The sequence below is a fragment of the Alteromonas sp. LOR genome (assembly GCF_000753865.1).
Taxonomy (GTDB): domain Bacteria; phylum Pseudomonadota; class Gammaproteobacteria; order Enterobacterales; family Alteromonadaceae; genus Alteromonas.
In genome coordinates this window covers 1-25,499 of record NZ_JQFW01000022.1, presented here as the reverse complement: position 1 = coordinate 25,499, position 25,499 = coordinate 1, and the positions used below count along the sequence as shown (strand labels likewise).

Here is a 25,499-nt window from a genome sequence, read left to right as displayed (position 1 = left end):
AAACGCTTGTCAAACGCCACTAAATTGTGTGAGGAAGCAGTTGTATGAGGTAGCTGTTGGCACTACGAAGGTTATGGTTTACCTTACGCTACTTTTACCTTAAAGTGCCACCTGAGACATACCACTTTCACTCTCAGGCTTTTCCTCTAGCTTTCTCCACACCATTTCGTGAAAGTAAAAAGCCACCGTATTCACTGCTGGCTCAACGAGTGCCACCAGACCACCAACAACCATACTGCCCGTTAGTAAATAGGCAACGGTAAATGCTACCGCAAAGTGCATAATGGCGAATGTTATTGTCTTTTTCACAATGAGCTCCTCAAATTCGCTTCAATTGGTTTCACTTAATTCGTGATAATTTATCGTAATGAGAATTATTATCAATTGCAAGCTAGATTACTAATTCTTTTTCTATAACAAAGTAATCGCTTTTTTAAATCCAGACATAAAAAAACGGCGTAAGATCCAAAGTGACCTACGCCGTTTTTTAAATATCAAATAATAGCTCACAGCTGTTGCGTGAAAGCAATACGTACAAGCAACGCCTATACGCCTTTTGCTGTGCGGTGCCAGGTTCGCGATACTTAAGTCGTGCGACCTAATTCGCGCTATTTCATTTGAGTAATTTCAACACCAATGATGCAGCTTGAATCGGTTTCCGGTTCACAACGCACCACATTAGCAAGGGCTGCTAGTGATGGTATTTGTGAGCTAGAGGATTCTATAGCAACACTAATCTGCGTTCCCACCTCAATAGCAGGTTCATCGACTTCGAGAGACATGCCCGTTGCGCTTATATCCCTACACATCGCCTGCATCGTACGGCTAGACTCATCGTCGGTAACCTGTAATTGACACGGCGAGTTGACCATCATCCTGAAAAAATTACGCTTGTCGTCGTATCCTAGCATGCCTACTTCCTCTGATTTTTAGCTCACGCTTACTACCCTCTTTCTGTTATAGATTGAGGATAATCACTTGTCAAACCAAGCGATTAAATTACGTACAATTATGTGTACATACAGTGTGTAATAGCAAGAATTAAAAATCGTCTAAGAACAAGGAAATACGTTTTGCCGATATGGGATACGCAGTACCAAGCTGCTGTGCGAATAAAGATACTCTTAGCTCTTCAATCATCCACCGCGCATCATCCAGGGCCTCTGGTACCTTTCCCTTCGGGTATTTACTGCGGGCCTTTTCCCATTCTTTGATACTTTTCTCAATCGTAAGCTGATGCATCCTGTCTTTATTAGGATCGATAGGTAGCTTTTCTAATCGACGTGAAAGGCCTTTTATATATCGGTTCCAATCTTCTAACCTGCTCTCTCCAATGTGAGAAGCAAACCCTGGATAGACCAATGACGCCAAGTGAGCCTTGCAATCGCCTAAGGCATTAATCATGGTTAACGGCACATTGCCCTTCATTTGCTTTTGACATTGGTGGGCAAGCGTAAGACCCTGCTCTACTTGCTTAGCAATACCGAGCACTTTGTCATTAATGTCAGCCCTGACTTTATCAACACAGGCGTCAAAGTCTGCCTTTTTTCTAATATCAGTATTATGCGCTTTGCAAAAGTCAGACACCAAGGCGTCAATACCCGCAAAAATACAGTCATCGATGAGCGCTTTCACGTGACCGAAAGGATTAAAATAAAGACCCAGCTTTGCTTTATTCGGCAGCTTATTTTGCAAGTAATTCAATGGAGAAGGCATGGCGTTTTTAATTAAAACATTCACGCCTTGTCGATGTTCAACTGCAGCTTTATCGGCTTCATCAACAAGGGCAATATCTACTTTATCGCCCCGTTTCACCAGTGCCGGAAATGCCTGTACTTCAAATCCCCCCACCTTTTGCACAAAGGTTTCAGGAATGCTTTCAAAATCCCACTGCTCAATATCATTTCGTTCTAAATCAGGGGTAGCCGCTTTCTCGAACGTCTTTTGCACTTGTCCTGCACACTGCTGTTTCAGAGCGTGCAAATCGTCACCAACCGCAATATTTTCGTTGTTGTCATTGGTCACAGCAAAATGCATCTTTAAATGCTTGTCTAGCTGATCGAAATTCCAATCCTCTGGCTCAATCACAACCCCTGTCATTTTGCGCAATTTATCAGCCACTGCATCTACCATCACCACAGGGCGATTATTTTTGTCAGTTTCACTGATATCGGCAAGGCAAGCATCTGCAAAATTAGGCGCAGGAACAAAGTTTCGACGCAAACGTTTGGGCAAGGTTTTTATCATTCCCACAATAAGCTCGTGCCTTAACCCCGGTACTAACCAATCAAAACCAACATCATCAACTTGGTTAAGTACGGGCAGCGGAATAAGAACAGTGACACCATCATCTTCAGCGTTCGGTTCAAAGTTATAACGAAGAGGCAGCGTGACGTTACCTTGTCGCCAAATATCAGGAAACGCATTGGCGACCGACTGCCCTGGCTGTTGACGATAGACATCCTCTTCACTAAACGTGAGGTTTTCATTACTACCGTGCTGCTTAAACCACTTTTTAAAGGCAGCGTCGTTATTTGCCTCAATGGGAACACGCTGAGCATAAAAATGTGCAAGCTCTTCATCGTCGACCAGCAAATCTCGGCGTCGAGTTTTTTGCTCAAATTCGTCTGCCTGCTCAAGCAATGCTTGGTTTTCCTGCAGAAATTGATAATTGATTTTCGTATTGCCCGCCACCAGCGCTTCGCGAATAAATAGCTCATGGCAAATAGCGGGGTCGATAAGGCTGTACACTTTCGCTCGTTTCATCACAATGGGCAGCCCAAAAAGCGTTACCTTTTCAAAGGCAATAACAGCGCCTCTCTTTTTGGACCAGTGGGGCTCTGAATAGCTACTTTGCGTCACGTGCGTGGCAAGGGGCTCTATCCAAGACGGCTCGATTTTGGCAACCATACGGCCAAACAGCTTTGATGTTTCTACTAGCTCCGCCGCCATTATCCATTTAGGTTGTGCTTTCGACAAACCCGAGCCCGGAAAGATCATGAACTTGGTATTTCGAGAGCCTAAATACTCTCTGTCTTTGTCCTTGAAGCCCAAATGAGAAAGAAGACCACTGGCAATTGCTTGGTGGATAGCTTGATAGTCAGCCTCTTGACTGCTGATCCCAAGCCCTAATTCGGCAATGGATTTTTTCAGTTGGCTGACAATGTCCTGCCACTCTCTCATACGCAGGTAATTGATAAACCGAGTTTTACACCATTTCCTAAGCTGGTTTTGGGTAAGGTTATTTTGCTGCTCTTTAAAACCTAACCACAGGTTAAGAAGGCTAATAAAATCTGAGTCTTTATCTGCAAACTCACTGTGACTCTCATCCGCTTGTTGACGCTTTTCTTGTGGCCGCTCTCGTGGGTCTTGTATAGAAAGGCCTGCAGCGATAACCATGACTTCGCTAAGCGCGTTGGTACTGTCTGCTTCAATAACCATTCGCGCATAGCGAGGGTCGATAGGAAGTCGCGCAATGCTTCTTCCCATTTTCGTCAGCTGCATCTTGTCTTTGTGTTTTGCAATTGCTTGAATTTCTTCTAGCAGCCTAAAGCCGTCATTGATATTGCGGTTATCTGGGGGCTGTACAAAGGGAAAAGCGGCAATATCCCCTAAACCTAAGGCCAGCATTTGCAAAATGACTGACGCTAAGTTGGTTCGCAATATTTCTGGGTCCGTAAACTCCGGGCGGCCCAAGTAATCGTCTTCACTGTACAGTCTAATACAGATACCGTCAGATACACGACCGCAGCGCCCTGCCCGTTGATTTGCCGACGCTTGAGAAATGGCTTCTATGGGCAATCGCTGTACTTTACTTCGAGCGCTATAGCGGGAAATACGTGCAAAGCCAGGGTCAATAACATATTTAATGCCGGGCACAGTAAGAGAGGTTTCCGCTACGTTGGTAGCGAGTACAATCCGCCGACCGCTGTGAGACTGGAATATTCGATTTTGCTCTGAAGCCGATAAGCGCGCATAAAGGGGAACCACTTCGGTGTTGCGGTAATGTTGTTTACTCAGGGCATCTTGAGTGTCGCGTATTTCCCGCTCACCGCTGAGAAACACCAATATATCACCTGGCGCTTCGGCCATAAGCTCATCGACAGCGTGGATAATTGCATCAGTTTGCTCAACTTCGTTGTCAGCGTCTTCATTGGAGCGATAGCGAACCTCAACAGGATACGTTCTGCCGCTTACCTCGATAATGGGCGCATTATTAAAGTGCTCAGAGAAGCGCTCAGGGTCGATGGTTGCAGAGGTAATGATAAGCTTTAAATCTGGGCGCTTATCTAGCAGCTGTCGTAAATACCCCAGTAAGAAGTCAATATTGAGGCTTCGCTCATGGGCCTCATCAATAATAATGGTGTCATACTGATTTAAGAATCTATCTTGCTGCATTTCAGCTAGCAGCATGCCGTCGGTCATCAGCTTTACATAGCTGCGTTCGCTGACTTGGTCGCTGAAGCGAATTTTAAACCCTACTTTTTCCCCAAGAGGCGTATTTAATTCTTCAGCGATACGCGTGGCTACGCTTCGCGCGGCAAGTCGCCTTGGCTGCGTGTGAGCAATCATTCCGTCTACACCGCGGCCTAACTCCAAACAAATTTTTGGCAGCTGTGTGGTCTTTCCTGAGCCTGTTTCACCTGCAACGATAACAACTTGGTTATTCGCAATGGCTTCTTTTATATCCCCTCTTTTGTCGCTGACGGGAAGCGGTGGATAGTCGACCTCGGGTAAATTGGCTTTTCGCTGGGCTTTTTTCTCGGCAGAGCGTGCAATGTCATTCTCTAGTTTTTCAAATTGCTGCAGCAGTTTTTCATTATTGTGTTCATTGCCTTTTGAAACGACCTTACCGTCAGATGCAGCCTTGGTTTCAGAAGCTTTGAGGGCTTGAACGAGCTGAGTAATACGTCGCTTCAATCGAAATTTATCAGCGGTAAGGCAAGCGTCAAGTTTTTGATAAAGCGGTTTTATTGCAATGGGTGAAGACAAAGTAACATCCTACGGAAAATGACTTTAGAGCGTTAAATTCAAATATTGGCAACTAATACGGAGATTTAGCGCGACTGGGTTAACTCATCGCCCTGTGGTTCACTGAATCGAGGGAAACCAAAGCTAATTGCCGCTATCCCGAAAACGAAAATCAACATGGGATACCAACAATAAGGGGTAATGGCTAGGGGAGAAATCCCCACTACTGCCGCAGCACTAAGAAGCTGTGCGCCATAGGGCACGAGCCCCTGAAAGCTGCATGAAAAAATATCCAGTAACGAAGCAGTTCGGCGAGGATCAACTCCGTACTTTTCGTTCAAATCTTTGGCGATAGGCCCAGCGGTTACAATAGCAATGGTATTATTCGCAGTGGTTATATCTAAAAAGCTGACTAAACCTGCAATACTGAACTCAGCACCTCTTTTAGTGGTGACGCGTCGTGTTAGCCTTTGTATTAGCCACGTAATACCGCCATTAGCATGCATTAACGCCACAATGCCGCCAATAGTGATAGCAATCATCGCTAAGTCCTGCATCCACCCCATTCCTTTTTGAATGCTTTGCATCATCGACAGTAAACTAAAACTATCTTGGGCAAGACCTACTATACATGCACTGGCAATACCAATAGCCAGAACGCTGATAACGTTAAAACCACCAAGCGCAAAAGCTATAATGCACAAGTACGGTAAAATTCGCCAAAAATCATAGCTTTCTGCTTGCACAATTCCCGATGTATCCACATCAACAAATAAAAGCAAAATCATGGTCACGATGCACGCAGGCAGAGCAACCATCAGATTCGCGCGAAACTTATCTTTAAGCTGAACCCCTTGGGTTCTAGTTGCAGCAATAGTGGTGTCTGACACAAATGAGAGATTATCACCAAACATCGCTCCACCAACAACAATTCCCAGTGCCATTTCAATAGGAAGCCCGAGATTAGTAGCAAGGCCCGCGCCTATAGGCGATAGCGCGGTTATCGTTCCCATCGACGTACCCATTGCAAAAGAAATAAAACAACAAATTAGGAATAAGCCCGGCAAAATGAGTGACGACGGGACAAACTGCAGCGCCATGTTTACTGTTGCATCACGGGCTCCAATATCAATCGTGACCGCATAGAACGCCCCCGCAAGGAGAAAGATGAGCACCAGCAAGATGATGTTCTTATCACCACCGCCTTTACAGAAGGTTTGGACTTTTTCAGAAAAGCTCACTTTTTCGTTCTTAGGGTTTAGACAAAGGCCGTATCCCGCGCTGATAAAAAACGCAACTAAAATAGGCATTGAAGTGATGTCATTGGTAGTCACACCCGTCACAACAACAAGAACAACGAAAAGAAGAATGGGCGTTAGCCCTATTGGATTTGGCGCGACAGAATTAGTTGGATGCACAGGAACTCGTTTATGTTTCGTCAAATTTCATTAGGTGGAGAGGATAAAAGGTTTTGATTATATTGCAAAAGAAAATTAAAAACCTGATGGGCTTTCAATTTATCACGCACGTGTTCTGTGCATTAAAAAAGTGACACGTCCAAATGAGGGTAGAAATACAAAGCTTAATGTAAACGCTGCTTCGAATTTTCACCGCGCCCAATGCATTTAAGGGGGCGCAATGAAAAAGAGGGAATTAGACAGATTGCAGCGTTACTTGGCGTGTTGACCTTGTCCCTTTCAGATAACCTCGCAACTATCGGTAAAAAGAGACAAAGCCAATGCATTTGGTTAAACCGCGTGTCGATAGCCATCATTTAACTGAACATCAATAGCTTTTAACACCGACGTTCTATTAATGCATCCCAACAATATGCCGTCATCATCTACCACAGGGTATACTTTGGGCTTTTGTTTCAAAAACAACTCCCCTAATTCAATCACAGACATATAGGGTTTTACGGAGAGCACCGGGGTTTTCATAATATCGCCCACCCGACATATCTGCTCTCGGTAATAGCTAGACGCAATCATGGTAGCAATGCAATCTTGCTCGGATAAAAACCCGATGACTCTACCTTTTATATCGAGTACCGGACCTCCGCTTTGTTGAGTGGATAATAGTGCTTCTACAGCCTGCGCAACTGGCATCTCAGCGCTCAACTTTACTGGATGCGTATTCATATAATCACTGACTTGCAACGATTCCATTTTTGTTCTCCAGTCGACGCGCCTATTAGCAGTTAAATCGTAAAAAGAATAAGCGATGCGACATTTTAATTATTATAAAAACCCGTGAAAGCGACATTCCCTCACTGTTTTAGCGTAGACCGAGAAATTAGCTCAAGCCAGTTGATTTAACAAAATTTTTACAGTGATGATATGCAACCGTTAAAAATACGGATAAACACGTTGCTTCTCACCTTGTTTAACGCTTTTTACAAACAGAATGGTGCCACTGATAAAAGGTTAAAATGTGGCAGGATAGAAATTTGGCGCTGGCTGTATCCCAGTGTAAACTGGACCGCAAATTTAAGGGAACATTTCGGTGGTTATGCAAACACCTACTTTTTTATGGCACGACTTTGAAACCTTTGGCACAAACACCCATAAGGACTTACCCTGCCAATTTGCAGCGGTGCGCACGGACGAAAACTTAAACATTGTGGGAAAGCCCATTAATATAATGAGCGCCATAGCCAATGACTATCTTCCCCACCCTGAAGCCTGCTTAGTGACAGGAATTACACCGCAGCAAACATTGCGTGATGGTTCTAATGAAGCTGACTTTGCTGCAAAAATTTATCAAGAAATGGCTACGCCCAACACATGTAGTGTTGGGTACAACAGCATTCGTTTTGATGACGAAGTTGCCCGTTTTTTGTTTTATCGCAATTTTTACGATCCGTACTCAAGAGAATGGAGAAACGGCAATAGCCGCTGGGACATCATCGATCTGGCCCGAGCGTGTTATGCACTTCGCCCTGAAGGTATTGAATGGCCTGAACGGGATGACGGCTCGCCAAGCTTTAAATTAGAACTACTCACCAAGGCCAATGGACTTGAGCACGGTAACGCCCACGACGCATTAAGTGATGTGTACGCTACCATTGCCCTTGCAAAGCTAATAAAAGAAAAGCAGCCAAGATTGTTCGATTACGCCTTTTCTCTTCGCAGTAAACACGCGGTAATGCAGCAAATCGATCTCTCAAAGCCATCGGTGTTGCTTCACATTTCTTCCAAGCTACCTGCTTCACAAGGCTGTTGTACATGGATAATGCCTATTGCCAAGCATCCAAAGAACGGTAATGGATTCATTACCGTCGATTTATCTCACGATGTTGATAGCTTACTGAACGACACACCGGAAGAGATAAAACAAAAACTTTATGCCCCAGCGGAGCAATTTACTAGCAAGCAAGAACGACCTGGTATTAAGGTTATTCATGCAAATCGTTCTCCGTTCATTACCACTGCGAAAGCCATGTCTGAAGAAAATGCACAACGGTTAGGCCTTGATCGCGACCGCTGTCTAGATAACTACAAAAAAATTGCGGCAAGCCCCGAGATAGCGCAAAAGCTAGTGGCACTGTATGACATTGAGGAGGAGCATGGTGAACAGGATATCGACCATGCGCTGTATAGTGGTGGCTTTTTAAGTGAGGAAGACAGGCGCTGGTGCGAGCAAGTCATTGAGTCTCGTCCAGAAAACTTGATAGCTATTGCTGACAATACCCAACATCAGGGGTTACGAGCACTACTTTTCAGATATCGCGCTAGAAACTTTCCAAATACCCTTACCGCTGATGAGATGACACGATGGCAGCGTCATCGCCACGCCCGTTTAACCGATGCTTCGTCTAATGGTTCTATCACCTTAGATACCTATTTGGTTAAACTCGAACAGCTTGCCCACGAGTATAGTGATAACCCTGACAAGCAGGCAATTTTGCGTGCGTTGTATCAATACGCTGAAAACCTCTGATACGCTGAAAACCTTTGACGCAAAGCCAGTATCAGAATAAATTGTTGGGTATAAGGAAATAATGGCCGATTGTCGCAATAGGTACGTTTTGTACTAACGATACGTCAGACAGTGACAATAGTCATAGAAAGTACCATTAAGTAACAATACGAGCGGCCGATAACACATCAAGGTGTGCTCAGAGGATTATGTTGTCATGAATGGCGTTACAATTAGTTTCGATAAATCTAGAACGTATATAAATATTCAGCTCGACCCTTCTTTATTTGATGCCGATATTGATATCAGTAGCATTCGCGCCGAGCTTGAACGCGGCGAAACATCGGGTCTATACGTTTCAGAAAAATCACTAAAGTCTGCATGTGATACTGCCAACCATTATTTTAAAACTGGCGACAGTACAATAGTAAGAGAGCGTATTGGCGAGCGAAAAAATGCCGAAGTAGAGTTTCGTATTCCCGAAGACAATATGTCGACAAATTTAGTGTTAACAGCACCTTATGGCGGCAAACTCCCCTCAATGGGTGCAATAATGTCTCTTGCAATGAAAAGTAAGATTGTTAAGGGCATTAGCACAAAGCGCATTAAGACGTTGCTGATACAGGCGAAACACGCCACAAGCGGCGAAATCCTTGAAGACACCATAGCAAAGGGCCTTCCCCCAAGAAATGGTAAAAATTCTAAATTTATCCCCCTCGTTCCTAACGCATTAGAACGAATCTTAAAACCGCAAACCCAAGTGGGCGAACGGGTTGATATGCGTAATTTGGGCGAGGTAATTTGCGTTAAAGTAGACACACCAGTCTTGAAACGCACGGCACCTACAAAGGGTCGCACTGGATTTGACATCAAAGGCAATAAGCTTCCATCCGTGCCAGGCGAATGGCTTGATTTCAAAATGGGAAGCGGTACCGTCGTATCAGACAGCGATTCAAATCTGCTTGTATCAAGCATATCCGGCATGCCGAAATATCGCGATCAAATAATGAATATAGACGACACCTTTATTTGCACAGGCGTAAATGTGGGCTCCGGGCATGTTAATTATGAAGGTGCAGTACTGGTTAACGGTGATGTTACCGAAAAAATGCAAATTAAAGCGTCAGGCGATGTCACCATCAATGGCTTTGTAGAATCGGCTCTTATCGAATCAGGCGGCGATATCATTATTACTGAAGGAGCCATGGGCAAGGTTAACGATAACGATGGTGAATACCATTGTAAATTGATTGCTGCAGGCAGCATTCACGTTCAGCACGGACAAGGTGTTGAGGTGCAGTGCAAAGGCGATGTCACTGTTGGCAGACAGCTAGCCTACAGCAGGTTGCGCTGTGGCGGCGCTGTTATCGTTGGTCAGTTAGATAACCCCATGGGGAATTTGTTTGCCTGCGACATCATCAGCCAAGGGCGTGTTGAAGCGGGCACACTAGGGGCGGTATCAGGCAGTACGTTAAAAATAGATTTTAGCCCGGGCTTTAACTTATTATTGGAACGAAAAGACGGCTTAGATGAACTGCTTAAGCAAATTCGGGAAAATAACTCAAAACACAAAGAAAAAATCGATTTACTGAAAAGTAAAAAAGTCCCTAAAGAGCTCAAACAAAAAATGACTGACGCTCTTGAGCTATTTAACAACGAAACTGCGTTACTTGAATGGATTGAAGGAAAAGCCTCTGAAGTGAAAGGCGCCAAAGAATCCTATCAATCTGACGTTAAGCTGATAGCGAATAAGCGACTTTACCCTGGGGTTACTGCCAAACTTAACAACAGAAACTGGCGTTCAGAGCGCGAGTACAATCGCTCCCAGATTCGTTACGACGCACATCAGTGGCACTACGACCCTATTGTGTAGACGTTTAGTTTACCTTATGTGGTCGGGCTGTTTTTGATTGTGAGTGAGTCTTTTTGTGGGGGTATGAGCTAGGTCTCTGTATTGACCGAGCTAAGCGCAAGCGCTTTGCTCGTACCCCCAGCCCTTTAGCCCAACTTATGAGCCTGAATTATTTCTCGGCCACAGAGATGCTGTCTACACCTTCGCGCTTTGTTTTATTTAAAGCTTTGAGTGTTCGCTCGTACCAATCGGAAAACTCTTCTTCATCTTTCAGTTCAGCTAACCCCATAGACACACTCATTAGCGATGAAATTGCGTCTTCTTGCTTCATTCGTTCTAACAACCGATGAGCAAGCGTGGTTGCCGCATCCAGTTCTGTTTGAGGGCACAGAATAATAAACAACTGTTCGTTGAAACGAGACACCACATCCACTTCTCGTATTGTGCTTAAACAGCTTGCCGCTGTTTTTCTCAACAAATCCTCACGCACAAAGTCGTCGATAGCTCTCGCATTAACATCTCGCTGTGCTAAATCAATAAGAATGAGCGTTGCGGTTGTGTGAAAGCGCTGGAAACGAGAAATTTCCTCTTCAGCTCGCTGTATCATATGGTTTCGGTTATACAGCCCGGTTGTTTTGTCGTGGGCAGATAAGAAAGCGAGCGTACGGTTCTTTTCTAACAGCGTTGCCTGAAGCGCTCCTATTTCTTCATCTTTTTGCGCCACGATATGTTGGTATTTTCGCACATATCGATTGCGGTAAATTAACCATAGCAACACAAGCAATACGATAGTTACCCAAAGCATTAATTGAGAATAGCTGCGGCTATAGCGCATTTTAACGTTATTCCAGCGCTTATAGATTTCTACTTTCTTTTCTTCAGGAATGCGCTCTATGGCGAAATTCAGCTTTGGTATTAGGTGGCTCGACGATTTGTTCACGCCAAACGCTAGAGAGTCGTGTGGCTCTGCATACCCTACTATGCTTAAGTCTTTTAGGTTTTGATTATTGATATGCATGTTCACGCTAAGCAGTGAACCAACCATTACGTCGAACTTATCTTCACCGAGAAGATTAAGTCCTTCTTGCTCAGACGGCACCATCGCTAAACGTACATTGGGGTAATGACGATAAATGTATTCAAGCTGGCGATAGCCATCAACGATACCAACCGTTCGGTTACCTACCCCTGCATACCCTTGTAACATCGGAGTTCCCTCTTTTGCAATCAGCACATTCGGGGCTTCAAAGTAAGGGAGACTAAAATCGAGAAATTGCCGGCGATAGTCTGAAGTATTCAGCATAGGAATGACTTGGCAACGCCCTTGTTGAACAAACTCTAAGCTTTGCTGCCAGCTCTCTGTAGGAACTAATGTAAAAGAGAGGTTGCCGATGTCGGCGATAATGTCGAGGTATTCAGCAGATATACCAACATGAAGGTTATTGCGGATGGCTTCGTAGGGCGCCCAATTAGGATCGACGCAGTAGGTCACATTCTCAATAGTATTGTCGAGTATTTCGCTCTCAAACTCATTTTCAATTTGAGCGGATGCCGCGCAAATAAGCATATTTACGCTCAAGAAAACTGTCCACCCGACATAGCTAAATAATTTCAAAGCCTTACCATTAACACTACTTGCAAAAACAGCGAGAAAGTATTCATTCTTCACCGCCATTTTGCAATGTTTTCAAGAACGTTTTTCTGTGAATTTCTGTGATTTTGCAGTTAACTGGTTACGTAACGTGCTGTTTGCGTTGAAACTCGGCCTTTTCATATGTCTTTTTTTGCATGATATCGGCCAGTTTAGACACCGCGACTTCAATATCCTCAAATGATAAATAAAGTGGTGCAAAGCCTATTCGCAAAATATTGGGGGCCCGAAAATCTGCAATAACCCCCTTAGCAATCCACGCCTGGCATATTGCATAGGCTTCTGGGTGCGACAGTGCCACCTGACTACCTCTGTTTTCGATAGGAGGGCTGACAATATCCATATAGTCGCAAAGGCCTGCGCGCTTTCCTTCTGCGGCGAAAAAAGCTTGAAGCTTTTTGGATTTTTCATCTATCGCTTTCAAGCTTATATCGTCAAACACTGACAAAGCGGCATCAAGAACACTCATGCTCAAAATACCCGGGGTGCCGCATAGGTTCTGACTCACTGAATCATCAGCTTCGTAATCGGGCGTAAATGCAAATGGAGATTGATGACCCATCCACCCTGACAAAGGCTGCCTATATTGCTGTTGATGTCTTTGCGCTACATACACAAACGCCGGCGCGCCCGGGCCACCGTTAAGATATTTGTAGGTACAACCTACCGCAAAATCTACATTACACTTGTCTAATTCTACTGGAAACGCCCCTGCACTGTGCGCTAAATCCCATAATGTAAGAATACCAAGCTTCTGTGCTTGGCGAGTTATCGTCTCCATATTCAATTTAAAGCCGGAGCGAAAGTTTACCTGAGTCAGCATAAGTACCGCTATGTCGTCAGACAACTGGCCTTCTATATCGCCCTCATCTATGTAACGAATAGTGTAGTCATCACCAAGCAACGTGAGCAGTCCTTGGACCATATAAATATCGGTTGGGAAATTGTCACGGGTGGTTGCTATCACCTTTTTATCAGGCTGCATATTGAGCGCCGCGCTTAGCACTTTAAACAGATTAATGGATATTGAGTCACAAGAAACGACTTGTCCTGCCTCTGCTCCTATTAGCGCGCCTATTTTATCACCTACCTTTTGAGGAAGTCTTATCCAATCGTGGCAGTTCCAGCTTTTTATTAAATCCTTACCCCACTGGTTAGTTACCACGTCGCGAGCTCGCTCCTCAGCGGCCTTTGGTAGTGGCCCCAGTGAATTCCCGTCTAAGTAAATGGTATCGGGAGGCAGTGCAAATTGACTGACAACGTGGCGTAAGGGATCTTTATCGTCTAACTGCTTGGCGGAAAAAACCTTGTTAATCATTTGCTGTCACTACCTTTACGAGTGCTTTGTAGGAGTCTGATTTAGGATGTAGCCAATCAAAATGGCCACCGTTTACAATAGAGATTGTTTTGGCATGCTCGCTCTCGCTGTGCAAAGCGGGCACTATGGCGTCCGCATCACCCTGCATCAGCACTACCGGATACCCAATACGCTCTAAATGTGGTGTTGCTTGTTTATACGCCTCAAAACGTACTTCGGGCTTGCCGCCCATAAAATCAGGCGTTGCGGTTTGACAACTATTTGTACCCTTGGCGTACTCGGTTATATTGGTAATCGCTGCAAGGCCGATAACGGCTTTTATATTTATGCTCTTCGGTATATTTAGCTGAGAAGCGGCAGCAAGCAGGGCCAAGTGACCTCCCGCCGAGTGGCCTACAATGTAGACATTTTTTTCTTTATTTGTTTGGGAAAGTGAGCGCGTTACTGTGTTTATCGCGTTTTGAATATCGTGAAAACTGCCGGGCCAACCTCCACCCTCATCGCCGGTTCTTCTGTATTCCACCGCGTAAGTATCGATGCCTGTGTTAGCCAAAGCTGAATAGAAGCCAGCGCCATGGGAAGCATCGTATGCATTTAGCCAGCAGCCACCGTGGATAAAAATAATGGCAGAATGAGATGCGCTTACTCCCCCGCTATCTCTTTGTGCTTCATATACTGACACCGTTTGAAGCGCATCGCTGCCGTAAGCTATTGTGCGTGTCGGCACAGTTTTAGGCAGCAATAAGAGTGAGCTGTAGGGAACTTGGTCGAAGGAAGTTAATGTCTCTGGCGTCTTTGTCTCGCTGTGTTTTTCATCCACAGCTGTCAGTGATGAACACCCGGCCAAAGTCAACATGGTAACAACTAGCAAAAGTAATTTATTCGGTAGCCTGATCATTACAGGCCAGGCTTTCTTATGCCAATCCGTAGCAGCCCAGTTCATGACAGCGCTAATTTTGAAGATGCGTTTTTGTAGGCGCTTACGTTTTCACAGATGTTTGCGTTTGCGCTTGCATTTGCGCTTGTTTTTGCATTAGTACCGACGTTTAAATTGGCGCCTAAGTAAATAAAAACTGTATTGGCAGAAAAAGCTTTAAACTTCATATAACGTTCTTATTATGTATTTTTTTATTTATTTAAACATAAATGGCACCACAAACGGTGCCATTTATGCTATTAAAATTATGTAACTATTTATGTACTTACTTATGTATCTACTTATGTACTTACATAGTGATTTATCTACCTAGCTACATAATCGCTGTTAAGCGCGTTTAGTTGCACTTGATTACTTTTTATAAAGTGAAAATCGTAGTCTTTATGTAACCTACAGCATCTCTACAGCAAGTGCTACACCTTCACCACCGCCGATACACAGTGAGGCAATGCCACGCTTTTTATTGCGCTGTTTAAGCGCATGAAGCAATGTAACAAGTAAACGAGCACCCGAAGCGCCAATTGGATGGCCAAGAGCACAAGCGCCACCTTTAACGTTTACTTTACTCTCATCGAGGCCTAACTTTTTAATGGCAAGCATAGTGACCATGGCAAATGCTTCGTTTATTTCAAACAGGTCTACTTCTTCTTTTGTCCAACCTGCTTTGCTTAATACTTTTTCCATTGCACCTACTGGGGCTACGGTAAAGTTTTCTGGCTCAATAGAATGTGTTGCGTGAGCCACTACTTTGGCTAGCGGCGTTAGCCCCATTTCTTTTGCTTTTTCTTCGCTCATTACCACTAGCGCTGCTGCACCGTCCGAAATTGAGCTGGAGTTTGCGGCTGTAACGGTGCCGTCTTTTTTGAAAGCAGGTCGAAGTGATGGAATTTTTTCTGGACGGGCTGAGCCAGGACCTTCATCGGTATCGACAACTATATCGCCCTTGCGACCAGAAATCGTAACTTTTGCAATTTCGTCACCAAAGGTCCCGCTATTAATGGCTTCATGAGCCTTTGACAGAGAGCTTAATGCGAACTCATCCATTTCTTCTCGAGTAATGTTTTCACTGTCGGCGGTGTCTTGGGCGAAACAACCCATTGCTTTTCCGTCGTAGGCGTTTTCAAGTCCATCCAGCATCATGTGATCGAGCACTTGGCCGTGCCCCATTCGATAACCAGAACGGGCCTTAGGCAGCATGTATGGTGCGTTACTCATACTTTCCATACCGCCGGCAACAACCGTGTCTGCACTTCCCGCTTTAATTAAATCATGGGCAAGCATGACGGCCTTCAGCCCTGAACCGCAAACTTTATTGATTGTGGTAACACCTGCACTTAGCGGTAAACCGGCACCTAGCGACGCTTGACGCGCAGGTGATTGACCTAGACCCGCTGGCAATACACAGCCCATTACCACTTCGTCTATTTGAGAAACATCCATGCTTTCACACGCGGCTTTAATCGCCACATTACCTAAATCTGTTGCACTCACTGGCGCTAGGCTACCGTTAAAACCGCCCATTGGCGTACGTTTAGCTGCAACGATCACTACTGTTTTATCACTCATAATTTCACCCTTAATATATAATATTTTCAATTACTTAAATGTGTTCGCTTTACGTCATGTATACAAAAGTAAACACCTTGAACCGTGCTAAACAAAGACCGTCATCATGAAAAATTGACGTTAGCAAAATGTTACTTTACCTTTACGTAAAATGTAATTAACGTTAACGTAAACCTGTAACAAGGAACTGTCAACCAAACGCAACATTCTTACTTCATACAGAAAGTAAGCACAGCCGTAGCGTGATCAAAAGGATGGCAGTGAATTATGCGCACATAAAGTATACGCGCAACGTTAAGGACATGAGTCCACGTTTAATTTTGGACAGCAAGAAAATGCTATACGACAAGGTACATGTAATGAGTCAGTCGGACAATGAAACTACTTTCGCCATTGGTGAGCTTGCGAGAGAGTTCGATATTACGCCCCGCTCCATTCGTTTTTACGAAGAGCAAGGGCTTCTATCTCCCACTCGCACTGGGCAAAACCGTGTTTATTTAAACAAAGACCGGGTTCGCCTAAAGCTAATATTGCGCGGCAAGCGCCTTGGCTTTTCACTTGCCGAAGTAAAGACGCTATTCGACATGTACGACAGTAATCCAAACTCGGCCGTTCAGTTAGAAGCGATGCTAGAAATGTCCGAGCAAAAGCGTGCAGTGCTTAATCAACAATTAGAAGACATACAAATGTTGATGACAGAGCTGGACGATGTTGAAACCAGATGTAGAGAAGAACTCGCAGAACTTAAACGAGGAAAAATTGCATGAACACCTCCTACCCTACGATGAATTTTGGACTTGGCGAAGAAATCGATATGCTTCGAGATCAGGTCTATCAGTTTGCTCAAAACGAAATTGCACCACTTGCTGCACAGGCTGACGAAGATAACCAGTTCCCTAACCAGCTTTGGACGAAGTTAGGCGACATGGGCCTTAATGGCGTGACTGTTTCAGAGCAGTATGGCGGCTCAGGAATGGGTTATCTAGCCCATACTATTGCCATGGAAGAAGTAAGCCGTGCCTCTGGCGGCATTGGCCTAAGCTATGGCGCTCACTCAAATTTGTGCATCAACCAAATATACCGTAACGGCAACGAAGCCCAACGAGAAAAGTATCTTCCAAAACTCGTTTCTGGTGAGCATATCGGCGCCCTTGCGATGAGTGAGCCAAACGCTGGTTCTGACGTGGTAAGCATGAAGCTGCGCGCAGAGAAACGAGGCGATAAATACATCTTAAACGGTAACAAAATGTGGATCACTAACGGTCCAGATGCGCATACCTTTGTTATCTATGCGAAAACCGACCCAGCGGCGGGCCCCCGAGGCATAACGGCGTTTATCGTTGAGCGCGACTTCCCAGGGTTTAGCCGTGCACAGAAGCTAGATAAACTCGGCATGCGCTCATCAAATACATGTGAACTTGTGTTTGAAGACTGTGAAGTGCCAGCTGAGAACATCTTAGGTAACGAAGGCGAAGGCGTTCGCGTATTAATGAGTGGTTTAGACTACGAGAGACTTGTACTATCTGGCGGACCACTTGGGATCATGCAAGCATGTATGGATATAGTAGTTCCTTATGTGCACGACCGAGAGCAGTTTGGTCAATCAATCGGACAGTTTCAGCTAGTACAGGGCAAAGTTGCCGACATGTATACGCAGATGAATGCATCAAGAGCCTATGTTTATGCGGTAGCACAGTCTTGCGATCGCGGCGAAACCACGCGTAAAGATGCAGCGGGTGCCATACTTTACTCTGCTGAGCTAGCAACGAAAATTGCATTAGACGCCATTCAATTGCTTGGTGGTAACGGCTATATCAACGAATACCCTACAGGTCGTCTTTTACGCGATGCCAAGCTGTATGAAATTGGCGCAGGTACCTCTGAAATTAGACGTATGCTGATAGGCCGAGAGCTATTTAACGAATCTAAATAAGGTTTTTGAACTAAATACGCAAGGCAGAGCGTCGGTAAAGGCTTAGCTATAGCGCAGTTAACGCGCAGCAGTAGCTTAATGTATGAAGCGATTGGAAAGCACAGAAGCTAGAGACTGTACTTAAGAGACATTTATATTCAGTGACCTACTGGTATGGGTGTCTCTCGCATTTGCATCTTAAGATTCAAGCCCCTGCCAGAAGCTTTGCCTGCTTGCACATCTTAATTTTACGTTTGAAGCTTCGGGTTAATAATAAAACGAAATACAACAACACCGACTATCCTTTTAGCTTCAAGATAATTTGAATAATAAATTAACAGCGCCGCTATCAAGTGCTAATACACAGGAGGGGGTATGCCCGTTCTACGTTCAAGTGTAAATACCAAATCTGAAACGTTCGCAGCAAACCGCGAACATATGCAGGCGCAAGTCGATGACTTGCACGAAAAAATAACGAAAATCGCACAGGGCGGCGGAGAGAAAGCTGCCGAACGTCATATCTCACGCGGAAAGCTTCTCCCAAGAGATCGTATAAACGCCCTTCTCGATAAAGACACCCCATTTCTTGAAATTGGCCAACTTGCAGCATGGGAAGTCTACGACGACTACGTACCGTGTGCAGGTGTAGTGGCAGGTATCGGTATAGTTGCCGGCACTGAATGCATGATTGTGGCCAACGACGCCACAGTAAAAGGCGGCACCTATTACCCGCTCACTGTTAAAAAGCATTTACGAGCCCAAACGATTGCCGAGCAGAACAATCTTCCTTGTATCTATCTTGTAGACTCAGGTGGCGCAAATTTACCTCGTCAAGATGAAGTATTTCCTGACAGAGAACACTTTGGTCGAATCTTTTTCAATCAAGCGAATATGTCGGCTAAAAATATTCCGCAAATTGCGGTTGTGATGGGGTCGTGCACCGCGGGTGGTGCCTACGTTCCCGCCATGGCAGATGAAAGCATCATCGTAAAAGAACAGGCAACTATCTTTCTGGGTGGTCCACCGCTGGTAAAAGCGGCCACCGGTGAAGTGGTTACCGCTGAAGAACTGGGTGGCGGAGACGTTCATACCCGTATTTCCGGCGTTGCTGATCAATTAGCCAATAATGATCACCACGCCCTATCGCTTGCTCGAAATGCAGTGTCTCGTCTTAACAGAGAAAAGCCAAAGCTGCTTGATGTTAAAGAGCCCAAGCCACCTAAATTCGATCCAAAAGAAATTTATGGAATTGTGCCTAAAGACAGCAGACAGACTTTTGATGTGAGAGAGATTATCGCTCGCATAGTCGATGATTCTGACTTTGATGAGTTTAAGCCACTTTACGGCACCACACTTGTGTGCGGTTTCGCCCGCCTTTTCGGAAACCCCGTTGGCATAGTTGCTAATAACGGCATCCTATTTGGCGAGAGCGCCATGAAGGGCGCGCACTTTGTTGAGCTTTGCGCTCAACGGAAAATTCCTCTTATATTCTTACAAAACATCACCGGCTTTATGGTGGGTAAACAGTACGAGCATGGCGGCATTGCGAAACACGGCGCCAAAATGGTAACGGCTGTAGCCTGTGCTAACGTACCTAAACTAACGGTGCTCATTGGCGGTAGTTTTGGTGCTGGTAACTACGGTATGTGCGGCAGAGCATACGACCCGCGCTTTATGTTTATGTGGCCCAATGCACGTATCTCTGTGATGGGCGGTGAACAAGCTGCGGGCGTATTGGCGCAGGTTAAGCGCGATCAGAAAGAGCGTGCTGGCGAAAGCTGGAGCGAAGAAGAAGAAAAACAATTCAAACAACCTGTTGTTGATAAATACGAAGAGCAAGGACACCCCTACTTCGCATCAGCGAGATTATGGGACGATGGCGTGATTGACCCCGCAGACACTCGCTTAGTGTTGGGTTTGTCATTATCTGCAGCACTTAATAAGCCAATTGAAGAAACGCAATTCGGCATATTTAGAATGTAGGAGCATCACGAATGGACAACACCCAAAGAAATAATCCCCAAAAAGAAACCATAGTATCTGACGCAGTAACGTATCACGTAGACGATAATCATATAGCTACCGTTACATTGAACCGTGCTGAAAAGCACAATGCGTTTAATGATGACATGATTGCCGAGCTAGAAAGGCTTTTTAAAAAAGCAGGCCTTGATGACTCTGTTCGCGCTGTTGTTTTACGCGCTGAAGGTAAGAGTTTTAGTGCCGGTGCCGACCTCAACTGGATGAAAAAAATGGCCAGTTACACCGAGGCACAAAATCGTGAAGATGCCATGGGCCTTGCCTCAATGCTTCATACGCTTTACACCCTACCAAAACCTACCATTGCAAGGGTTCAAGGTGCTGCCTTTGGCGGCGCGGTAGGTCTTATCGCCTGCTGTGATATTGCCATCGGCAGTAAACTGACTAACTTTTGCTTAAGCGAAGTGAAAATTGGTTTAGTGCCCGCTACCATCAGCCCTTATGTTATTGAGGCAATGGGCGCGCGCGTGTGCAGACGCTATTTCCAAACTGCTGAGGTGTTTTCTGCAAGACGAGCCAGACGTTTGGGCTTGCTAAGCGAAGCGGTCAATGAAGAAGACTTAGACAGCACGGTTAACGATATCATCGCTAGCATTTTGAAGAATGGTCCGCAGGCCGTATCACAATCAAAGGCGCTTGTTCAGTGGGTATCACATAAACCAATAGACAGCGACATGTTAAACGATACCAGCAAACTCATCGCCAAAGTAAGAACTTCTGAAGAAGGCCAAGAGGGCCTAAGTGCGTTTCTTGAAAAGCGCAAAGCAGCTTGGTTGGAGGCAAAATAATGATAAATAAACTCTTAGTGGCAAACCGCGGTGAAATAGCATGCCGAGTAATGAAAACGGCTAAGCACTTAGGTGTAAAAACCGTCGCCGTTTATTCTGATGCAGATATTAATGCACGTCATGTTGCCATGGCCGACGAAGCCATTCACCTTGGACCCTCCCCCTCTAAGGATAGCTATTTACGCAGCGACCTTATCATTGAGCACGCCAAAGCACTGGGCGTTGACGCGATTCATCCTGGCTATGGTTTCTTATCTGAAAATGCCGAATTTGCCAACCTTTGTAAGTCTAATGACATTATTTTTGTGGGGCCGCCGGCGTCTGCCATTGAAGCCATGGGCTCTAAATCTGCGGCTAAACGGATTATGGAAGAAGCAGGCGTACCGCTAGTACCAGGCTATCACGGTGATGACCAGCAAGAGTCTACGCTTAAACAAGCGGCAGATGACATGGGCTACCCAGTATTACTAAAAGCGGCCGCAGGTGGCGGCGGTAAAGGTATGCGTCAGGTGTGGAACGAAGGCGAATTCACTCAGGCGCTTAACGCGGCAAAACGCGAGTCTATGGCAAGCTTTGGCGACGACCATATGCTTGTAGAAAAGTACCTCACTCGCCCTCGCCACGTGGAAATACAGGTGTTCTGTGATAGCCATGGTAACGGCGTGTACTTATTTGAGCGCGACTGCTCGGTACAGCGTCGCCACCAAAAAATTATTGAAGAAGCGCCTGCCCCAAACATGACCCAGAGCATTCGGGAAAGCATGGGTGAAGCGGCAATCTTGGCGGCAAAAGCGATTAATTATGAAGGTGCTGGTACCGTCGAGTTCTTATTAGATGAGGACGGCTCGTTTTACTTCATGGAAATGAATACCCGCCTTCAGGTAGAACACCCTGTTACGGAGATGATCACTGGCGAAGATTTGGTCCAGTGGCAGCTGAGTGTGGCAGAAGGCAATACGCTTCCTAAAACCCAGCAGCAACTTACTCTTAATGGGCACGCATTTGAAGCCCGTATTTACGCTGAAGATCCAGCCAATAACTTCTTACCGTCCACCGGTGTTCTGCATTTGTTACAACCACCTGAAGAGTCTTCACTTATACGAGTAGACACGGGTGTTGTGCAAGGTGACGAGGTGAGTGTTTATTACGACCCTATGATTGCAAAGCTTGTGGTATGGGGCGAGTCTCGTGATATCGCGCTTAAAAGATTACTGCATGCCCTTGGCGATTATCATATTGCGGGTGTAACAACCAATATCGATTTTCTCAAGCGCGTAGCAAGCAATAGCGCATTTAAGGCTGCAGAATTAACCACAACCTTTGTTGAAAAGCACAACGACGCATTGTTTGCTGAGGCTAAGCGCGATATTCAGGCAAAGTTACCGGTAATGGCGATACTAGCCGTATTACGTCGCCGTTTAGAAAAAGGCTTAGCTGCTGACAGAGCAAGCTCTTCCCCTTGGTTTACGGCAGGTGCATGGCGGGCAAACGCGTCTCACGAAGAGCAGCTTACGCTATTAGTTGGCGAAGAAGAGTTCACGGTAACGGTGTGTCATGTGTTTAATGCCGATGCATCTGCGGCGTGGGAAATTACAACGGCAAATTCCACGGTGAAAGTCAGTGGCGCCATTAATGATCATCAGCTTAGCGTTGAAGTAGCAGGTATTAAATCGAAATACACCTTCGCAGTAAGCGATGGCGATTTTGGCTTATACAACCAAGATACGCATATCAACTTTACTGTTGTTGCCCCATCTGAAGGTGATGATGATGAAAATAGTGGTAACACTAACTTCGATGCCCCAATGAACGGCACCATAGTGGCCCACTTAGTGAAATGCGGTGAAAAGGTTAAAAAAGGCGAGCCAATTCTCGTTATGGAAGCCATGAAAATGGAACACAGCATTGTAGCGCCTAGCGATGGTGTTGTGGACAGCTTTTACTTTGAACCAGGTGAATTGGTAGACGGCGGCGCAGCCTTGCTTGAATTCACAAGTGCCGACGCACAGGGAGCTTAGTCGCCATGGGTATACCACAGCACGTCAGTATTGTTGAAGTTGGGGCAAGAGATGGTCTTCAAAATGAAAAGTCCATCGTTACTGTTGATGACAAAATTGCGTTTATCAACTTACTGTCTGAAACAGGCTTGAAGCGCATTGAGGCTGGCAGTTTTGTTTCGCCCAAGTGGGTGCCACAAATGGCTGATTCTGGCAGTGTGTTAACGGGCATCAACAAAGCCAACGCTATTGTCTATTCAGCCCTAACCCCAAACGTTAAGGGGTTAGATGCTGCCATAGAGGCTGGAGTAACAGAGGTAGCGGTATTTGGCGCCGCCTCTGAGTCGTTTTCTAAGAAAAATATAAACTGCTCAATTGACGAGAGTTTGCAAAAATTTGAACCCGTTATTGAGAAAGCCCATGCCCATAACATGAGAGTACGTGGGTATGTGTCATGTGTTATGGGTTGCCCTTATGAAGGCGAAATAGCACCTAGTGCGGTTTCAAAAGTATCTAAGCAGCTGCTTGACATGGGCTGCTATGAAATTTCATTAGGCGACACCATAGGCACTGGTACACCTGCGGCGACTCAGCGCTTACTAGATAGTGTGTTAACTGTTTTGTCCGTCGACGATGTTGCCGTTCACTTTCACGATACCTATGGACAGGCGCTTGTGAATATTTACGCGGCGTTGCAATACGGAGTGGCGTCCATTGACTCTGCTGTAGCCGGCTTAGGCGGTTGCCCTTACGCTAAAGGTGCAAGCGGTAATGTGGCGACTGAAGATGTGCTTTATATGCTAAACGGCATGGGCATCGAGACAAACATCGACATGCAAAAGCTGCTTTTAGCGACAGACTTTATCTCGAAGGTGATCAATAAGTCTCCAGCTTCTAAGGTAGCCAACGCGCTTTTGGCTAGCTAGTTTGTATTTTTAGCCTAGGTGTTTTTAGCCTAGGCCTTGTTGAGCTTAGACTTATTTAGCAAAGGCTGTTTTAACCTAGTTTTAAAGTAGTTTTAAAATACTGGGGCTGCTGACTTAAACATATAAGGGTGCTGATTTATCGGCACCCTTTTTTTGTCGTTATCGAGACAGGCTCTAGTCTGGCTTAATAAAATAAGCTTTTACGCACTTTTATTTTTCGTTCGGCAGTATCACTGTGGAAATTGTAGCCACAACCATCATGGCGGTCATAATATACACCACCGAGAACGACAAAAATGGGCCGATAGCGGCATACACCGCCCCGAAGGTGAGCAGGATTATGCCAATAGCCGTGTTTGAAAACCCCACCAGTTCTGTGCGCTCTTGCCCTTCTTTAACATCAAGACTGTATGTCTTTCGTCCCGTTCTCACCCCAGAGTGAGCAATAGACAAAACGAAGAACAAAACGGCAGAAATGATAAGCGTGTCAGAGTTTATAATCAGTAACCCTACGCAAGAAGCAATAGTAAGCACGCCTGCTATTTGCAGCGTAAGCTTAGCGCTGTAATCTGCAACTTTTCCCCAAAGTAACGACGAGCACATAGATGCTAATGCCTGTGCGGCAATATAAATAGGTAATAATTTCTGCGCATTATCACCATTTTCCAGCATGAAGTATGGGGCAACCAGCGCAGAGTGAACAAAGAGACCGCGCACAAAGACAAACTGATAAACCGTTTTATCGAAACGGATAGAAAACATTTTGCCTTTATCATCGCCGTTGTCCTCTACCTTTGTTTTCAAATTGAACATGCATAAAAGCGTAATAGTGAACGATACCGCCGCGCACACTAGTACGCCCAGCAAAGCGTTATCTTTAAACGTGTCATCAAAAATGAGTAGAGGAACCGCAACCAGCAGCGTCATTACGCCTGAAATAGTAGACGCCAATCCAACAAGATTACCCCGTTCCCCTTTAGGTACTACATCTGCTTCAATGTCTTTAACGGTTAACGAGCATGCAGAACGACCTAAGCTCAGCAGTATGAGAAAACCTAGAATACACAGCCCAGCGTTAAAACCTTGAAGAAAGAGTGCAGAGCACAATATTCCCGCCACTGCAGCAATTTGAATACATATACCTACACGCCACACTACATACCTAGCGGCATTGTTACGTAGATACATGCTAATGAGCACTTGAGGCAAGAGTGCACCAGATTCGCGTATTGGCACCAGCCACCCTACCATCCAAGCCGGAGCGCCCAGAATAATGAGTAAGGCAGGAAGCGTGGTTTTCGCAGAAATAAGTAAGTCAGCTAATTTATTAAACGATAACCCAGTGACTAAAAGGTGCTTCTTGTTGGCCATGATGTAGATTCGTTTTTTATTATATGTAAAGTTTTACGAGGTCTTATGTTTAAGGATCATGTTAAGAGGCTATGTAAAAGATCATGTTAAACGAACAAGATAAACGCTTACGTTACTAGCCTATCGGTAAGCGCGTTGTGGAAAAATGCATTAGGGCGTGTTGATCTTTGTTGTACGAGTTTTGGGCTAAATGGAAGCATTTTAATCGCGAAACAGTCCTGTAGGCCTAGTGGGCTAAGTCAAAGGGCT

At 45.3% G+C, this 25,499-nt stretch carries 18 protein-coding genes; 8 read left to right on the top strand and 10 right to left on the bottom strand.

Annotated elements, in window-relative coordinates:
• Positions 1 to 99 precede the first annotated feature (99 nt).
• From JV36_RS0109320 to JV36_RS0109300, 5 genes are all read right to left on the bottom strand, one after another.
• Positions 100 to 309: a DUF2061 domain-containing protein gene (locus JV36_RS0109320; protein ID WP_032095773.1), complete on the bottom strand. Its 210-nt coding sequence runs from the start codon at positions 307 to 309 to the stop codon at positions 100 to 102.
• A 299-nt stretch (positions 310 to 608) separates the two neighbouring features.
• A complete protein-coding gene (locus JV36_RS0109315; RefSeq protein WP_032095772.1) occupies positions 609 to 911 on the bottom strand; it encodes a PilZ domain-containing protein in 303 nt (100 codons plus the stop codon).
• Positions 912 to 1,041: 130 nt separating this feature from the next.
• The gene (gene hrpA, locus JV36_RS0109310) at positions 1,042 to 4,992 is read right to left on the bottom strand and encodes an ATP-dependent RNA helicase HrpA (protein ID WP_032095771.1); all 3,951 of its coding nucleotides are present in this window, start codon (positions 4,990 to 4,992) and stop codon (positions 1,042 to 1,044) included.
• 65 nt (positions 4,993 to 5,057) lie between these two features.
• Positions 5,058 to 6,389 carry a Na+/H+ antiporter NhaC family protein gene (locus JV36_RS0109305; RefSeq protein WP_032095770.1) on the bottom strand — a complete coding sequence of 444 codons (1,332 nt, stop codon included), beginning with the start codon at positions 6,387 to 6,389 and terminating at the stop codon, positions 5,058 to 5,060.
• Positions 6,390 to 6,719: 330 nt separating this feature from the next.
• Positions 6,720 to 7,139, bottom strand: a complete 420-nt coding sequence (locus tag JV36_RS0109300; protein ID WP_032095769.1) for a CBS domain-containing protein — start codon at positions 7,137 to 7,139, stop codon at positions 6,720 to 6,722.
• A 343-nt stretch (positions 7,140 to 7,482) separates the two neighbouring features.
• On the opposite strand from JV36_RS0109300, the gene sbcB reads away from it, so the two are divergent.
• Together sbcB and JV36_RS0109290 are read left to right on the top strand one after the other, a co-directional pair.
• The gene (sbcB, locus tag JV36_RS0109295; protein WP_032095874.1) at positions 7,483 to 8,913 is read left to right on the top strand and encodes an exodeoxyribonuclease I; all 1,431 of its coding nucleotides are present in this window, start codon (positions 7,483 to 7,485) and stop codon (positions 8,911 to 8,913) included.
• A gap of 196 nt (positions 8,914 to 9,109) precedes the next feature.
• Entirely contained in the window at positions 9,110 to 10,765 is a 1,656-nt protein-coding gene (locus JV36_RS0109290; RefSeq protein WP_032095768.1) for a DUF342 domain-containing protein, read from the top strand.
• Between the two features lie 148 nt (positions 10,766 to 10,913).
• Here the strand turns inward: JV36_RS0109290 and JV36_RS0109285 are convergent, their stop codons facing one another.
• The 4 genes from JV36_RS0109285 to JV36_RS0109270 all read right to left on the bottom strand — a co-directional run bounded on the left by JV36_RS0109285 (position 10,914) and on the right by JV36_RS0109270 (position 16,216).
• Positions 10,914 to 12,323: a diguanylate cyclase gene (locus JV36_RS0109285; protein WP_235207814.1), complete on the bottom strand. Its 1,410-nt coding sequence runs from the start codon at positions 12,321 to 12,323 to the stop codon at positions 10,914 to 10,916.
• Between the two features lie 154 nt (positions 12,324 to 12,477).
• The gene (gene kynU / locus JV36_RS0109280) at positions 12,478 to 13,713 is read right to left on the bottom strand and encodes a kynureninase (protein WP_032095767.1); all 1,236 of its coding nucleotides are present in this window, start codon (positions 13,711 to 13,713) and stop codon (positions 12,478 to 12,480) included.
• A complete protein-coding gene (locus tag JV36_RS0109275) occupies positions 13,706 to 14,656 on the bottom strand; it encodes an alpha/beta hydrolase family protein (RefSeq protein ID WP_052010141.1) in 951 nt (316 codons plus the stop codon). Before JV36_RS0109275 ends, kynU begins: the two co-directional genes overlap by 8 nt.
• Before the next feature lie 384 nt (positions 14,657 to 15,040).
• Complete coding sequence (locus tag JV36_RS0109270; protein WP_032095766.1) at positions 15,041 to 16,216, bottom strand: thiolase family protein; 1,176 nt, start codon at positions 16,214 to 16,216, stop codon at positions 15,041 to 15,043.
• A gap of 359 nt (positions 16,217 to 16,575) precedes the next feature.
• Between JV36_RS0109270 and JV36_RS0109265 the strand changes: the two genes are divergently transcribed.
• The 6 genes from JV36_RS0109265 to JV36_RS0109240 all read left to right on the top strand — a co-directional run bounded on the left by JV36_RS0109265 (position 16,576) and on the right by JV36_RS0109240 (position 23,879).
• Positions 16,576 to 16,983: a MerR family transcriptional regulator gene (locus JV36_RS0109265; protein WP_032095765.1), complete on the top strand. Its 408-nt coding sequence runs from the start codon at positions 16,576 to 16,578 to the stop codon at positions 16,981 to 16,983.
• A complete protein-coding gene (locus JV36_RS0109260) occupies positions 16,980 to 18,149 on the top strand; it encodes an isovaleryl-CoA dehydrogenase (protein WP_032095764.1) in 1,170 nt (389 codons plus the stop codon). The genes JV36_RS0109265 and JV36_RS0109260 overlap by 4 nt, the downstream gene beginning before the upstream one ends.
• 354 nt (positions 18,150 to 18,503) lie before the next feature.
• Positions 18,504 to 20,111, top strand: coding sequence for a carboxyl transferase domain-containing protein (locus JV36_RS0109255; RefSeq protein ID WP_032095763.1), 1,608 nt, complete (start codon positions 18,504 to 18,506; stop codon positions 20,109 to 20,111).
• 11 nt (positions 20,112 to 20,122) lie between these two features.
• Positions 20,123 to 20,956, top strand: a complete 834-nt coding sequence (locus JV36_RS0109250; protein ID WP_032095762.1) for an enoyl-CoA hydratase/isomerase family protein — start codon at positions 20,123 to 20,125, stop codon at positions 20,954 to 20,956.
• Positions 20,956 to 22,974, top strand: a complete 2,019-nt coding sequence (locus JV36_RS0109245; RefSeq protein WP_032095761.1) for an acetyl/propionyl/methylcrotonyl-CoA carboxylase subunit alpha — start codon at positions 20,956 to 20,958, stop codon at positions 22,972 to 22,974. Before JV36_RS0109250 ends, JV36_RS0109245 begins: the two co-directional genes overlap by 1 nt.
• 5 nt (positions 22,975 to 22,979) lie before the next feature.
• A complete protein-coding gene (locus JV36_RS0109240; RefSeq protein ID WP_032095760.1) occupies positions 22,980 to 23,879 on the top strand; it encodes a hydroxymethylglutaryl-CoA lyase in 900 nt (299 codons plus the stop codon).
• A 210-nt stretch (positions 23,880 to 24,089) separates the two neighbouring features.
• Here JV36_RS0109240 and JV36_RS0109235 read toward each other — a convergent pair whose 3' ends face one another.
• The gene (locus tag JV36_RS0109235) at positions 24,090 to 25,250 is read right to left on the bottom strand and encodes an MFS transporter (RefSeq protein ID WP_032095759.1); all 1,161 of its coding nucleotides are present in this window, start codon (positions 25,248 to 25,250) and stop codon (positions 24,090 to 24,092) included.
• Positions 25,251 to 25,499: the final 249 nt, after the last annotated feature.